Annotated in this window: 12 protein-coding genes; 9 read left to right on the top strand and 3 right to left on the bottom strand. The window is 37.3% G+C overall.

Features of this window, described 5'->3' with window-relative positions; genetic code table 11:
- Positions 1-15 precede the first annotated feature (15 nt).
- A complete protein-coding gene (locus FRZ67_RS19655) occupies positions 16-804 on the top strand; it encodes an EI24 domain-containing protein (RefSeq protein ID WP_147192286.1) in 789 nt (262 codons plus the stop codon).
- Between the two features lie 70 nt (positions 805-874).
- Positions 875-1594: an SAM-dependent methyltransferase gene (locus FRZ67_RS19650; RefSeq protein ID WP_147192285.1), complete on the top strand. Its 720-nt coding sequence runs from the start codon at positions 875-877 to the stop codon at positions 1592-1594.
- A gap of 147 nt (positions 1595-1741) precedes the next feature.
- On the opposite strand, the gene pafA is transcribed toward FRZ67_RS19650, so the two are convergent.
- Positions 1742-3388: an alkaline phosphatase PafA gene (pafA, locus tag FRZ67_RS19645; protein ID WP_147192284.1), complete on the bottom strand. Its 1647-nt coding sequence runs from the start codon at positions 3386-3388 to the stop codon at positions 1742-1744.
- Between the two features lie 366 nt (positions 3389-3754).
- Here pafA and FRZ67_RS19640 point away from each other — a divergent pair, with 366 nt between their 5' ends.
- From FRZ67_RS19640 to FRZ67_RS19630, 3 genes are all read left to right on the top strand, one after another.
- Positions 3755-5056: an aminotransferase class I/II-fold pyridoxal phosphate-dependent enzyme gene (locus FRZ67_RS19640; protein WP_147192283.1), complete on the top strand. Its 1302-nt coding sequence runs from the start codon at positions 3755-3757 to the stop codon at positions 5054-5056.
- A gap of 343 nt (positions 5057-5399) precedes the next feature.
- The gene (locus FRZ67_RS19635) at positions 5400-5756 is read left to right on the top strand and encodes a hypothetical protein (protein ID WP_147192282.1); all 357 of its coding nucleotides are present in this window, start codon (positions 5400-5402) and stop codon (positions 5754-5756) included.
- Positions 5757-5760: 4 nt separating this feature from the next.
- Positions 5761-6150: a VOC family protein gene (locus tag FRZ67_RS19630; RefSeq protein WP_147192281.1), complete on the top strand. Its 390-nt coding sequence runs from the start codon at positions 5761-5763 to the stop codon at positions 6148-6150.
- 143 nt (positions 6151-6293) lie between these two features.
- Here FRZ67_RS19630 and FRZ67_RS19625 read toward each other — a convergent pair whose 3' ends face one another.
- Together FRZ67_RS19625 and FRZ67_RS19620 are read right to left on the bottom strand one after the other, a co-directional pair.
- Positions 6294-7658, bottom strand: coding sequence for a RagB/SusD family nutrient uptake outer membrane protein (locus FRZ67_RS19625; RefSeq protein WP_147192280.1), 1365 nt, complete (start codon positions 7656-7658; stop codon positions 6294-6296).
- Between the two features lie 29 nt (positions 7659-7687).
- Entirely contained in the window at positions 7688-10789 is a 3102-nt protein-coding gene (locus FRZ67_RS19620; RefSeq protein WP_147192279.1) for a SusC/RagA family TonB-linked outer membrane protein, read from the bottom strand.
- 611 nt (positions 10790-11400) lie between these two features.
- Here FRZ67_RS19620 and radA point away from each other — a divergent pair.
- The 4 genes from radA (at position 11401) to FRZ67_RS19600 (ending at position 15745) form a co-directional block, all read left to right on the top strand.
- Complete coding sequence (gene radA / locus FRZ67_RS19615) at positions 11401-12777, top strand: DNA repair protein RadA (RefSeq protein ID WP_225975405.1); 1377 nt, start codon at positions 11401-11403, stop codon at positions 12775-12777.
- Positions 12778-12816: 39 nt separating this feature from the next.
- Positions 12817-13518, top strand: coding sequence for a ComF family protein (locus FRZ67_RS19610; RefSeq protein WP_147192278.1), 702 nt, complete (start codon positions 12817-12819; stop codon positions 13516-13518).
- A 183-nt stretch (positions 13519-13701) separates the two neighbouring features.
- A complete protein-coding gene (locus FRZ67_RS19605; protein WP_147192277.1) occupies positions 13702-15093 on the top strand; it encodes a choice-of-anchor Q domain-containing protein in 1392 nt (463 codons plus the stop codon).
- Positions 15094-15175: 82 nt separating this feature from the next.
- Positions 15176-15745, top strand: coding sequence for a glutathione peroxidase (locus tag FRZ67_RS19600; RefSeq protein ID WP_147192276.1), 570 nt, complete (start codon positions 15176-15178; stop codon positions 15743-15745).
- Positions 15746-15827: the final 82 nt, after the last annotated feature.

The raw sequence follows: 15827 nt of genomic DNA, 5'->3' as shown, positions 1-15827 counted from the left end.
CTAAAATAATTCCTGTTGCTTACAGAAATAATAATATCCTTTCAAAGTTATTTTAAAGCGCATGCTTTCATACGAAAACATAAGCTTTGGAAATGGATCATTATACCCGGCATTATTTATACCATACTATTTTTTGTGTCCATGTATTTCTTTTTTAAAACAGCCAATAGTTTTAACGAGTGGCTCACTTTAAAAACAGGATTAAAAACATGGCTTGATAAAATGGACAGTGGTATTCTTGGCTTCCTGTTTACACTTGCTGCACTGGCATTACTGGTAGTGCAACTTATGTTATATTTTTCCTTGTTCAAATATATATGGCTTATTGTGGGCTCGCCGGTGTTTGCTTATCTCAGCGAAAAAACAGATGCCATTCTCAACAATACAGATTATCCTTTCAGTTTTCAGCAACTGCTTAAAGATATGTGGCGTGGTATAAAGATAGCGGTGCGCAACGCCTTATGGCAAACAGTTTATATTGTAGCCATTTTGCTGCTGGCACTGATACCTGTTGCGGGGATGGGGGCGCCATTGATAGCTTTAATGGTGGAATGTTATTACTATGGCTTTAGCATGTTGGATTATAATTGCGAACGCAGAAAAATGAATGCCGCTGAAAGCATTTATTATATTGGCAATCATAAAGGACTTGCTATAGGCAATGGACTGGTGTTTTATTTTATTCATTTAATACCAATCATCGGATGGATATTTGCCCCTGCTTATGCTGTAATTGCTGCCACGTTGAGCATGCATGAAATAAAGCCGAAAGAAAATTTCGCACATGTTGCTGAAGCAAGTTAATTTTTCATGAACCTGGCGTCTGTATTTCATAGCATCGTTTATTGCGTCGCACACTTCAACTTTCTGAACAATGAATGAACAATCAAGGTCCAAAGTCTATCTTATACCAACCGTTCTGCACGATGATGAAAAAGCATTGGAAGCATTACCATCTTATTTACTCAATGCTATAAAAGATTGCCAGGTGTTTTTTGCAGAGAATGAAAAAACAGCAAGACGTTTTTTTAAAAAGCTCTGGAGAGAAATGGTGATAGATGATTATTCGTGGCACACTATACACAAAGCAGAGCATGCTGTAAAAGCGGCATTTGCTCAATGCATAAAAGAAGGAAAGAATATTGGTATCGTTAGCGAAGCTGGCTGTCCTGGTGTTGCCGATCCTGGTCAGTTATTAATAAGCATTGCGCAACAAATGAATGCCACTGTTGTTCCATTAGTTGGACCGAGTTCTATTTTGCTTGCACTAATGGCGAGCGGCATGAACGGACAATCATTCCAGTTCGTTGGCTATTTACCCATTGACGAAAATGAACGCAAGAAAAGCATTAAAGAACTGGAAGAATATTCTTTCAAAAAAAATTGCACCCAACTTTTTATAGAAACACCTTACCGCAATAATCAACTATTTAGAACATTGCTTGCCACCTGCAGGAATGAAACAAAAATTTGTGTTGCTGTTGATATAACTTCTACATCAGAAAGTATTCATACAAAAACAGTAAAAGAGTGGAAGCAGATAAATATTGACCTTCATAAAAGGCAAGTGATATTTCTGCTATATGCTGCATAAAGGCCAAAGTGTACAAGAGTGCGACGCAACATAAGCTTAATAACAGCACCACAGTTTGGTACAAAAAAATCACACAAGGGCGAATAAGAAACAAAGGCGCAAAGAGAAAATCTTTGCGCCTTTGTAACTCTACATTAAACGCTTTGCTTACTTCATCACTTCTTCCACAACATGCCCGATACAACCACTAGGCATTTGAATATGTAACATACCCGCAAGTGTTGCAGCAATATCTGTCATGTATGTTTCGCGGTTTGTTTTGCCGTGTTTAATTCCCCATCCATACCAGAGCAAAGGAATATGTGAATCATAAGGATTCCACAAACCGTGCGAAGTGCCATTACCATTGCCTTCTACATAACCGGGCTTTAAAATAAATTGTATCTCCCCACATCTTGAAGGGAAATATCCATTGCTCATCATTTCTCTTTGTTTAGCAGTAATGGTAGTGTTCATTACATCTTTTATTTCAAATGCCTGCGCAATTTCTTTTTGTTTCAGCAACACGTCAATTACTGTTTTGTGTATAGCTGCTTTATCAAGATTGGCAGAATCTATAAGATCATTATTAAATACAACAAGATAGTTTACAAAATCAAGCGCCAGTTTATCGTATCCAAACTTTGTTTTCAATGCAGCATTTACATCATTCAACACTTTTACATCATTGAATGCGCCGCCGGGTAATTTATTTTCAACAGAAAAATTAGGCACGTGTGCCACACCATGATCTGCTGTTAAAAACACTGTGTATGCACCTTTACCAACTGTAGCATCAAGAAAAGCAAAGAATTTACCAAGCGTGGCATCAAGCCTTGCATAGTTGTCTAATTGCTCCCATGAATTTGGGCCAAACGAATGACCAATATAATCCGGCGATGAAAAACTTACCGTAAGCATATCTGTTGTACCATTGCTGCCAAGGCTTTCTGCTTTTACAGCGGCTTCTGCCATTGCTTCGGTTAAAGTATTACCGTAAGGTGTAGAAGCAATTCTGCCATACTCTTTACCGGCAAACTGCGAGAGGCTATAAGGAAAGGTTGACGTTGCTTTTCCCAGTGGTTTATTTTCATAAGGTTTATCATCAGCCGTGCAGTATTTTGCGTACACTTCTTTTGGCAGGTAAAGATGCCAGTTGAGTTTATATAATGAATCAACCACTTTTCTTGCATTGAATGCCTGCACCCATTTTGGTAATTCATTCATGTAATAAGTGCTGGTAATAAAATCCCCGGTTTTATAATCGTACCAGTATGCAGCATTTGCTGTATGCCCTGCAGGCAATATTGCACCCCGGTCTTTTATCGCCACCCCAATTACTTTGCTTTTGAAATTGGTGGCAAGTTTCAGCTCATCCCCTATTGTTGTGGCAAACATATTCTTAGGGCTCATCTTTCCTGCAGGCGTATTACTACCAACGGTTTGCACGCTATCATCATCTGTGCAGTAAACACCTCGTTTGGTAATATTATCATACCAGTTATTACCAACAATACCATGTATAGCCGGAACTGATCCTGTGTAAACGCAGGTATGGCCTGCCGCTGTTACTGTGGGTGTGTACGGAATAAAAGCATTCTCGCAGGTAAATCCCTCTCCCATCAATCTTTTAAAACCACCATTGGTTTTATATACATCATAATAGCGGTATAAATAGTCCCAACGCATTTGGTCAATTACAATGCCTACCACCAGCCTGGGTCTTTCAATGCTGTTGGTTTGCGCCGGTGTTTTTTGAGCAAATGAAAAACTTACACAAAAAGAAAAAAAGATAAAGGTTAATAGACTGCGCATGAAAAATATATTTCGGGCAAAGATATGGATGTGGGTAAATTATTTTCTGCCGTTAACAAAGACATAAAGAATTGTTTATGAACCCGGCAATGGTTTTTCATGGCATCGTTTCTTGCGTCGCACAGCGTGTGCTGTTAATGCAATAGCAACATTTCTTTACTAATATTTATGCACTTGGTATTTATGCATGCGACTCTGATCATATAGGCATTGATTCCATTTCCTTACTTTTGCAGTGATTTTTTACTAACTCTTGTAAGTTATTCGCTTTGCCCAATATATGACCAACAGTACAAGTGAGTGACACAACAGGTGCCGTGTAAAGAACCGTACGCTAAGTTCAAAACATTCTAAACATCAATTAATATGGCAGACATTTTCGAACGTCTCGTGAAAAATTATGGCCCCATAGGCGAACACCGCGAAAGGGCACATGGCTATTATGCATTTCCCAAATTGGATGGCCCGATAGGCAGCCGCATGAAATTTCGCGGTCAGGAAATGATCGTATGGAGTTTGAATAACTACCTCGGTCTCGCCAATCATCCGGAAGTACGTAAAATAGATGCAGATGCCGCTGCTGAATATGGGCTGGCATTGCCAATGGGTGCACGCATGATGAGTGGCAATAGTAATTATCATGAACAATTAGAAAGAGAACTGGCCGAATTTGAGGGCAAAGAAGATGTTATACTCATGAATTATGGCTACCAGGGCATCATGAGTGCCATAGATGCTATTTGCGGCAGACACGATGTTATTGTGTACGACGCGGAAAGCCATGCGTGTATTATTGATGGTCTGCGTTTGCACCCCGGGCATCGTTATGTGTATAAGCACAATGATATTGATGATTGTGAAAAACAACTGCAGCGTGCTACAAAGCTGATAGAAGAACAAGGCAGTGGTGGTATTCTTGTAATAACCGAAGGCGTATTTGGTATGGCCGGTGACCAGGGCAAGTTAAAAGAAATAGCTGCATTGAAAGCCAAATATGGGTTTCGTTTACTGGTAGATGATGCGCATGGCTTTGGTACACTTGGTAAAACAGGTGCCGGTGCAGGTGAAGAACAAGGTTGCCAGGATGCGATAGACTTGTATTTTTCTACATTCGCAAAATCAATGGCATCAATTGGTGCATTTATGGCGGGACCAAGAGTTATTATTGATTATATCCGTTATAACATACGCTCACAAATATTTGCAAAGAGTTTACCAATGCCGATAGTGTTAGGTAATCTTAAAAGATTAGATATGTTGCGCACCATGCCTGAGTTAAAAGAAAAACTCTGGAGCAATGCAAAAAAATTACAGGCAGGTCTAAAAGAAAGAGGTTTTGATATTGGTAAAACAGATTCTCCGGTTACGCCAGTGTATATGAAAGGTGGCGTTGAGGAAGCAACTGCAATGGTTAGAGATCTTCGCGAAAATTATCATATTTTCTGCTCAATCGTTGTGTATCCCGTAATACCTAAGGGGCACATTATTTATCGTCTCATACCTACAGCGGCGCATACAGATTCGGACATACAGGAAACATTGGTTGCATTCAGCGAAACAAAAGCAAAACTTGATGCAGGTAAATACAAAGTTGATGAAATACCAGACATGGCAGAGGTAACCGGCAAACGTTTCGATTATATGTTAGACAAGCCAAGAAATAAATAGATGCGAATTTAAAATAATAAAAAACCTTCTCAAAAAATTGTGAGAAGGTTTTTTATTTAGCCAGGATTAGTACAGCTATTGGGCTTTGTTGCGTCGCACTCCTGTACGCTTTGTTAAATCTTTGACATTTTATACAATAGTGTTGTAAATTCTGTTGTAATATGACAACTGTCATACAAAAAAGGCGTCAACGGGTTTTAACTTTACCTAAACGAATAATGGAGGTATTTAAGTTGATTCTGAGTTAAACTTCTATCAATGAAAACAATCTATAATAAAGGATGTTTTATAAATTTTAATTCATTGTAACCTTGTGACGGATCTATCAAGTAAAAACTGAATCATGCCCAGAAAAGAAAATACACTCAGGAAAACGCTCCTAAGAACTGATGATGAATTTAAACTCAGTGCAGTTAAAGATAATGTGCCGGGAGATAAAGAGAGGGTACCACTAATAAAACGCTTCTCCCCATTCTTAATATTATTTTGTTTCCTGCTTCTTTTGTTTCCTTATATGATGATAACAGGTGCAGGTAATATAAAAAGCTTCTGGCTTTTGTTATTTCTTTTTCCTTTTACAGAAGTAAATATTTTTTATGCAGATTTTGCTATATGGAAGTATTTTACAGGAAAAAAAATATTGCCAATCTGGCTTATTGAACTAACATTTTCCATACTAATTGTAAAAATGCTTATCTAAAATTATGTTCATTGAACATCTTGCTATCTGGTGCACGGACCTGGAGAAGATGAAGACATTTTATTGCTCCTGGTTCAACGCTACAGCTAACACAAAATATTTTAATCCCGTAAAAAATTTCTCTTCTTATTTTCTCAGTTTTGAAAAAGGGCCAAGACTTGAATTGATGGAAATGCCCGGCATTTCAAATAATTTAAATGATCTATTGAAACAGTATAAAGGTCTTATACATTTTGCTGTATCAGTTGGTTCTGCAGAAGAAGTTAACCGTTTAACCGAAGCTATGCGTGCAAAGGGCATAACCATTTTGGGGGAACCCAGGTTTACAGGAGATGGATATTATGAAAGTGTTGTAGCAGACCCGGAAGGCAACAGGATAGAGATAACCGCTTAGTATTTTTGCAGAGTCGAACTGTCGTTAACACCTCTACAGTTGAAGTGTGCGACGCAACGGAAGCCTAATTAATTTTTGAATGTTTGGCACACAAAAAAAGGCTCTGCAGGTTTATGCAGAGCCTTTTTTTTAAATGTTATGATTTATTCGTATCCTTCATTCTGCGTAAGGTTGGCATTAACCCTTATTTCCCTTTGAGGAATGGGATAAATCAGTTTAGGATCATTCCAGCTATAGGGTCCTATATTTTGTTCGAGACGTTTTGCATCGTGCAATGTAAACCCTTCGAAAGCAAGTTCAAGTTTACGCTCATGTAATATTGCATCGAGTGTAAGACTTTCTTCATCCAAGGGATCCAGTAATACACGTGTTCTTATTGTATTGATGTCATCAACAGGGGCTGCACCAACTGAAGTACCGAGCCTGAAATTTGCTTCTGCGCGGATTAAATACATTTCTGCCAGGCGAATGATACGCACATTTCCATACACGTTTTCAAATTTACCTGCGTAAGAAGAACCACTGATGGAATAAAAAATACTTAGCCTGTCATCATTCGGTTCGTATAATGCAAAATGCGCATCTTCTATCGTAATATCTCCCCTGCCATCTGCAGAATAATATGTTTGAAAATCGTTCGCCCCTGAACTTGTGGTTACCTGCATAGCAAAAATATCTTCGCTGCTATTACTTTGAGGTGCCGGAGGAGAAACATAAGGAAATTCATCGTAATAAGATGACGCTAATGCATATCCATTTTCTTCAGCCATGGTTATTGCCCTGTTTGCTGCATCTGCTGCATTTGTATAATCACCTTGCTGAAGATATACTCTTGCAAGCATTGCTGCAGCAGCAATTTTTGTTGCAAAGAATCCATTTTCTTCAGGTAGTAATGATTCTGCATCCTGCAAATCGCTGATTGCTTGTTGATAAACGGCAGCAACAGAACTCCTTGCAACCTGGCTCTCTGCTGTAATATCTCTTGTAGGTGTTAAGACTATGGGTACACCCGGATTGCTACCGGGGTCCCCATCGTTCCATGCTTTTGCAAAAAGCCTTACCAGATCAAAATAAACAGCACCACGAATAAACTTTGCTTCACCCTGCACTTTATCTTTTTTATCATCAGTAACTACATCAATAGCACTTAATACATTGTTCACATCATTAATTGCCCTGTAACCCGCAAGCCAAGAATCTGATACAAAGCCGTTGTCTACAGGGATGTCTTTGTTTTTTATTTGTGTCATACCCTGGTAGGTACCAGACCAGTTTAACTCGTTGTAATCACCAAGCAGATCTGCACACACAAAAATGTTACCACCATAAAATGCCGAAGCGCCCAAGTCTGAATACGCACCAACCAGTGCCACTTCAACATCTTTGCTGGTTTGTAATGCAATTGTTTCATCAATGCTTTGCGTGGGTTGTGTGTCTAATTGCTTACTACAGCTAAAGAAAAATAAAAGGGCGGTAACAGAAAGTATATTGATTAATTTTTTTTGCATCTTGTAATAATTTTTTTGATCAATAAATCTTACAATGAAATATTTATTCCAAATACAATGGTCTTTAATTGAGGTGCAGAATAAAAATCCTGTCCCTGGTTAATGTTGGAGACTGACCAGTCAGCATTTACTTCAGGATCCCAGCCTTTGTAGTTAGTAATAGTAAATAAATTCTGCGCCCTGATATAGATCCTTGCTTTTTCAATCTTCAGATGATTCATAAGTTTTGAAGGAAGATTGTAACCTAATGTCACTGCTTTAACTCTTAAATAAGATCCATTGCTAATATAACGGCTCGAAGGATTTGTTCCGTTTGCATAAAACATTCTTGGCTCAGGTACCATAGAGATATCTCCTGGTTTGTCCCAATAACCTAATTGGTCTGTTGTTTGATTGTCGAAGCCGTTACTTCCGCTGGCAGACATGTATTGCCCACCATTATTATAAATTTGATTACCATACACTCCCTGCAATAGTACATCCAAATCAATTCCTTTATAAGAAACAGTATTGCCAAATCCATAAATAAAATCAGGATTTGGATTCCCAACAACAACATCCTGCGCCGCATTATAATCATTTGTTGTAGAATGATCTATTGATCCATCTTCTTTTACAGTATTTAAATAATACAATGCATCCCCATTATTAGGGTCTGCACCAGCAAATTCTTTTGTAAAAAATACACCCAAGGGTTGACCTTCTTTTGCCTTATTTACATCTGTTCCCAATACCTGTCCGCCCAGGTTGGTTATTTTATTTTTATTAGCACCAAAATTTAATGTGCTGGTCCATTTGAAATTTTTTGAACTTATATTGGTTGTGTTAATGGAGAATTCAACTCCTTTATTTTTAAGATTGCCAATGTTCTTTAATTGAGTGGCAAAGCCAGATGTGCCAGGAATTTCTACATCCAATAAAAGATCTTTTGTATTTCTTTCATAGTAGTCAACTTCAAAACCGATTCTGTTATTAAAGATGGCGCCTTCAATACCAAAGTCAACACCATTTGTTGTTTCCCATTTAAGGTCAGGATTTGCAATTTGTGTTGGCCTTTGACCAGCAGCACCACCATAGGCCCCATCACCTGAATACAAGCCTCTCGAGGCAAAATTTCCTATTTCCGCATTTCCTGTTAAACCGTAGCTTGCTTTAAGTTTAAGAAAGCTTAGCCAATTTACATTTTCAAGAAAATGTTCTTCACTAATAATCCATCCTACAGAAGCCGCAGGAAAAAAGCCATAACGATTATTTTCGCCGAACCTCGATGAACCATCATACCTGCCACTTAACGCTAATAAATATTTGTCATTAAATTTATAGTTAGCCCTTAGAAAATAAGAAAGAAAGCTAAATTCACTGGAAGCAGAAGTTGCATCAACTTTTGAAGCAGCACTTGCTAATTTCTTGTAGGCATCGCTTGGAAAAACTTCGCCGTCTGCGAGAGATGATGCTACAGTTTGCTTTTGAAAACTCATACCTGCTACAACATCAAGCGAATGTTTCTCTTTGAAGGTTTTTGTGTACTGGAAAAAGTTATTGGTATTGATATTAAGTAACTGGTTTGACGAATAGAAGCCACTGCCATTTGGTACACCGGTATTACGTGCTGTAACTGTACCATAATAAGCTTCTTCTGTTTGATTTAACTGATCAATGCCAAATTCAGTTCTAAAGGTCAGTCCTTTTACTATATTTATATTTCCATAAAAATTACCCAAAGTTCTATTTACAAGAGTTTTATAAGTTGAACCGTCAACGCTCAGTAATGGATTATAATAAACCGGGTAATTAGTATTTGGAGCCCCTGTTTCCAAGTCAAGTGCACCACTTGGCAATCCTGTCCGTGGATCTATAATTGGAGTTATTGGCGATAAGGCAACGATCTGTAAAGGAGTAGAGAACTGGTCATCATTAGAAACCCTGTTATTCTGAGAACGTGAAAAACTCATATTCATACCTACAGATAGCCAGTCTTTCACTTTATGATCAAGATTAAGTCTTCCATTGTAACGTTTATATGAGTTTCTTACCAGGATCCCATCCTGATCAAGGTATTGACCTGATGCGTAGAACTTTGTTTTTTCATTACCACCGGAAAAATTCAAATCATATTGAGAAATAGGTGCGTCCTGGAATGCCTGATCCTGCCAATTTGTGTTCACTTTTACATCTCTCCAGTCTTCATTGCCTGCTGAATACCTTGTTAATCGGCTTTCTGCATAACTTCTCCAGTCTGCAATGGCATCATCCAAAGTTTCATAATAACCAAGGCCATATTCATAATTCGCTGCGCCATCTGCGGCGCGAAGTGTATAATCGACAAACTGTTTTGCATCTAAAAATTCCCTCTTACCGGTTGGCTTCTGAAAACCGGTAAAATACCCCAGTTCTATTTTGGAGGTACCAGTAGCTCCTTTTTTAGTTGTAATAAGCACAACACCATTAGATGCCCTTGACCCATAAATAGCAGCTGCTGAAGCATCTTTCAAAATTTCTATAGATTGAATATCATTTATATTAAGGTCAGAAAGCGGGTTTGTTTGGGCTCCGTTGCTTGAAAGATCAGCTGTAATAACCGGAACACCATCAACAACGTACAATGGTTCATTACCAGCTGATACAGAAGATGCACCTCTTATTCTGATATTAATTCCTTGCCCTAGTTTACCATTTTGTTGCTGAACATAAACACCGGACGCACGGCCCTGTATGGCACTTTCAAAACTGGTAACAGGTGTATTATTTAACTCTTTTGCACCAACTTTAGCAACAGACCCGGTAATATCCCTTTTCAACCTGGTACCATAACCAACCACCACTACTTCGCTTAGAGATTGTGAAGATTGGCTTAAGGTAATAGATAAATTGGGGCCGGCAATAGTTACCTCTTTATCCAAATAGCCAATAAAAGAAATGACCAATACCTTAATACCAGGTTCAACGGTGATAGAAAAGGCTCCGTCTGACTGCGAGATTGCTGCAGCTCTACCTCCCTTCGATTTGATCGTAGCACCTATAATTGGCGTACCATCTTTTTCATCTGTAATTTTTCCTGTAACAGTAGTAGTTTGGGCGTAAGAAATAACTAAAAAAAAGAGCCCCCAACAGCTCAACAGCAGTTTTCTCATGTGTTATTTAGTTTTGATTAAGCAGTAATTAGGTTATAAAATAAAATTAACTATTAAACTTTTCTTAACAATCAAAAAAATAAATAGTTTTTGCATATTTTAAAAAAAAGAAGCGCATTTTTTCAAATATGCAGTTTTAAATATAAAATATAAAAAAACAATCTAATAAATCTCAATTGTAAATCAGATTAATATAAATATATAATAAAAATATATAAACTATTTTTATCATACCAGACCGGGTATTAAGAGTTAGACAGGAGGCATGCTGAAAGTTTTCAACAAGAGCAAAAAATAATTTTGAAATGTAACCCATTATTGTAATTTAGTGGCAGAATTTAATGGGTTAGTAAGTAAAGGGTCTGCATTCTTGCCGACCCTTTTGATTTATATAAATCAATGCCTTAAAGTGCCGATGAAGTTCCGGACGTACAAGTGAGTGACACAACAAAAGCTTACTAGCACATAAAAAGCTTACTACATAAATAAGGAATTTATTACCCAGGCGATACTACTATAATGATACTTTACTTGCGTCGCACTCTTATACTTTTAAAATGCTAAGCAGCACTTTTGCAATTCACTTATAATTTCTTCACAACTATCTTTACATGATGAGTAAAATTAAGACCGCATTCTTTTGTGGTAACTGTGGTTATGAAAGCACCAAATGGCTTGGCAAGTGTCCTTCATGTAATCAATGGAATACATTTATCGAAGAGGTGATTGATAAAGGCAACAGTAAAACACAAGATAACTGGAAAACATACAACACAGAAAAAAGATCAACAGCTGTAATTGCGTTAACTGATGTTACCAGCAAAGAAGAAAAGAGAATTACAACAAATGATCCCGAATTGAATCGTGTTCTTGGCGGGGGAATTGTTCCAGGTAGTATTGTACTTGTTGCAGGGGAGCCCGGAATTGGTAAGAGTACATTAATGTTGCAGGATGCTTTAGAGTTAAAAAATATTGTAACCTTATACATAAGCGGTGAAGAAAGTGAACAGCAAATAAAAATGCGTGCTGACCGCCTCAAAATTAGTAATGAAAATTTTTACTTACTAACAGAAACTTCAACGCATATTATTTTCCAGGAGATCAAAAAACTAAAACCTGATTTTGTAATTGTTGATTCGATTCAAACATTGCAATCTGATATTGCAGAATCATCCCCCGGAAGTATCACGCAAATACGTGAATGCGCTGCCGCTTTCCAGCGCTTTGCAAAAGAAACAGACACACCTGTTTTTTTGATTGGGCACATTACAAAAGACGGAACTATTGCTGGACCAAAATTATTAGAGCACATGGTTGATACAGTTTTGCAATTCGAAGGTGATCGTCATTATGCATACCGCATATTACGTACGCTAAAAAATCGTTTTGGCAGCACTGCGGAGCTTGGTATTTATGAAATGACAGGTGATGGTATGCGTGCCGTATTAAATCCATCTGAGATTCTTATCAATCAAAAAGAAGAACAACTAAGCGGCAGCGCAATTGCAGCAAGCATGGAAGGTATGCGTCCATTATTAATTGAAGTGCAGGCATTAGTAACCCAGAGTGTATATGGCACACCGCAACGTACTGTTACTGGTTTTGATCTTAGGAGACTGCAACTCTTACTCGCAGTACTTGAAAAACGTGGCGGTTTTCAGTTCGGTGTTAAAGATGTATTTGTAAATATTGCGGGGGGCTTAAAAGTAGAAGATCCGTCAATTGATCTTTCAGTCATTTGTGCGCTGTTGTCTTCTTATGAAGATGTGCCATTGCCTGCGCATATTTGTTTTGCAGGTGAAGTTGGCTTGAATGGTGAGATACGCGCCGTGAATAGAATTGAACAGCGCATTGCGGAAGCAGAAAAACTGGGCTTTGAAAAGATCGTTGTATCTAAATTCAATAAGAAAGGTTTTGATAAAAATCAATTTAAAATAGAAATAGTTGCACTTACAAGAGTTGATGAAGTATATCGTTATTTATTTTAGAAATTTTAGTAACTTTCAACTGCTCAACCACTACCCTGTATGACTAAGATCCTTTCAGAAACATTCCACAACCTTATGCATCTTTTCTTTCCGCATGTTTGCGAAGGCTGTGGAACAGATATTTTAGATAATGATGCGCTTCTTTGTGCAATCTGTCATACAAAACTTCCTGAAACAAATTTTATTGAAAAAGAAAATAACCTTGTAGAGCAAAAATTTTATGGCCAGTTAAAAGTTGATGCCGCAGGTGCGGCTTTTTATTTTACCAAGGAAGGCATGTTGCAGCACCTTATTAAGCAATTGAAATATCATAACAATAAACAAATTGGTTTTTATCTTGGCAGACAGCTGGGTAATTTTCTTGCGCAAACAAATCGCTTCAATGATGTTGATGTAATTATTCCGTTGCCGCTTAATCCACGCAAGGAAAAGAAGCGGGGTTATAACCAGGCGGCTGTTATCGCTGAAGGGGTGAACAGCATTTGGCAAAAGCCTGTAAATACAAAAGCAGTTGAAAGAAAGATATTCACCGAAACACAAACGCATAAAGATCGCATCAACCGCTGGCAATCCATGCGCAATGTGTTCGAGGTAACAAATGCAGATGAACTTTCAGGCAAAAATATTTTATTGATAGATGACATCATTACCACAGGGGCTACACTTGAAGCTTGTGGCGAAAAAATATTATGCGTTCCAAACACCAAACTTTTCATTGCTACCGTAGCTTTCACAATCTAAATTTTTTTGAACCAAGCTTTAGAATAAATACAAACCTTTGTTGCGTCGCACTCTTCAAGGCTTAGCTCAATATTGAACAGGAAGTACAAGTGAGTGACACAACAAAAGCTTAATTGAAATGTAAAAGCTTGCAATACAAAATACAAAGCCGCTTATTTGCGTTTTCATATTACATTTGAATCAATGAAAACCAGGAACCTAATTTTTCTTTTAATTACTGCGGTTGCAGTTTTTTTTGTCGCCTGTAAAAAAACAACCTTCACAGATAGCCCGGATGCTTTGCTCTTTACTTCAATTGATACCATTCATTTTGATACTGTTTTTACATCGGTTGGTTCTATTACGCAATCGTTTAAAATATTTAATGCCAATGATCAAAAATTACGCATCAGTAATATCGAACTTGCTGGTGGCGGTTCTTCTGTTTTTAAAATAAATGTTGATGGGGCTACAGGAACATCGTTCAACAATATAGAAATTCCACCGAATGATAGTATTTATGTTTTTGTTGCAGCTACTATAAATCCAAACAATAACACAAATCCATTTTTGATACAAGACAGTATAAAAATTGAATACAACACCAACGAAACTTTTGTACAATTAGATGCTTATGGTCAAAATGCAAATTTCTTAAATAATGCAAGAGTTACAAAAGATACAACATGGAGCAACGCACTGCCTTTTGTAATACTTGGCGGATTAACGGTGCAGGAAGGCAAGACACTTACAATTGAAAAGGGAACAAAAATTTATTCTCATGCAGGTGCAACCATCACCGTAAATGGAACATTAAAAGCTGTAGGTGAAAAATACGACAGCACTAAAATAATCTTTCGCAACGACAGACTGGATGATTATTACAAAGATTTACCTGCAAGCTGGAATGGGATTTTATTTACAGAAAATAGTATAAATAATGAATTAGCTTTCGCATCAGTGCTAAATGCAACAAATGCTATCGTTGTAAGAAATCCATCGTTTAATAGCAATCCCAAATTAAAAATAGAAGAGAGCATTATTGATAATGCATCAGGCGCAGGCTTGTATGGAATATACAGCAGCATAGATGCAACCAATTGTCTTGTCAGCAATTGTACAGACAATGTAAAAATTGTAGCTGGTGGTGATTATAATTTCAATCATTGCACTGTTGCATCTTATAGCAATAATTTCCTTACACATAATTCTCCGGTGCTATTAATAACAGATGTTGATGATAACAATCAAAGCTTTCCATTAACTGCCAATTTTATCAATTCCATTTTTTATGGAGATGATGGTTTAGTAACAGACGAAATCAGCTTACAACAAACAGGCAACAACACTTTCAATATAAACTTCGAAAATGTACTGTATAAAGGCAATGCTTCAAATGCAAATTTTATCAATTCCATCCAGGACCAGGACCCATTATTCACAACCATTGATGCATTTAATAATATTTTTGATTTTCATTTACAGGATATTTCTCCTTGCGTAAACACAGGTAAAAGCACTGCTGTAAGCATTGATCTCGACGGAAATGAACGGGATGAAATTCCGGATATTGGCTGTTACGAATACAAGCCATAAAACTTTACATTTTCATTACACTAAACCTTTTTACTTTTATATTGTTAAATTGAATAATCACTTTTGTAAATAATCAATCAAAATGAAACTTTTAATTGCCTCCCTGCTTTTTATTGCCTGCACTTCTGCTACCGGAAAAAATAGTGTTGATGTGAAAACTACCGACAATTCGAATCCGGGCAAAAACATTTATAACTTTACCATTAAGGCACTCGATGGAACTACAATAGATTTCTCACAGTTCAAGGGCAAAAAGATTTTGATCGTAAATACCGCTTCTAAATGTGGATTTACTCCCCAGTATGAAGGTTTGGAAAAATTATATGAAGCACATAAAGATAAATTAGTAATTGTTGGCTTTCCTTCAGATAATTTTGGTGGGCAGGAATATCAGCAGGACACAGCTATTTCCGCATTTTGCAAGAAAAATTACGGTGTTACTTTTCCTTTAACCACAAGAGTGGATGTAAAAGGAGATAACACTACACCTGTTTACAAATATCTCTGCAACAAAAGCGAGAATGGTGTACTAGATGCTACTATTTCCTGGAACTTCAACAAATTCGTTATCGACGAAAACGGAAACCTGTTGGTACATTTTGATAGCAAGGTTACCCCAGACAGTCCGGAGTTATTAAAATACCTAAATTAAAATAATTTCATTCGGTCAAAAAGGTTGATAAGTTTTTATCAACCTTTTTTATTTGCGGTATTCTATAAATAGATACGAACTT

Origin of the sequence: Panacibacter ginsenosidivorans, from assembly GCF_007971225.1 — a bacterium.
GTDB lineage: Bacteria > Bacteroidota > Bacteroidia > Chitinophagales > Chitinophagaceae > Panacibacter > Panacibacter ginsenosidivorans.
The sequence above is the reverse complement of the archived record's forward strand: the minus strand, read 5'-3'. Positions and strand labels throughout refer to the sequence as shown.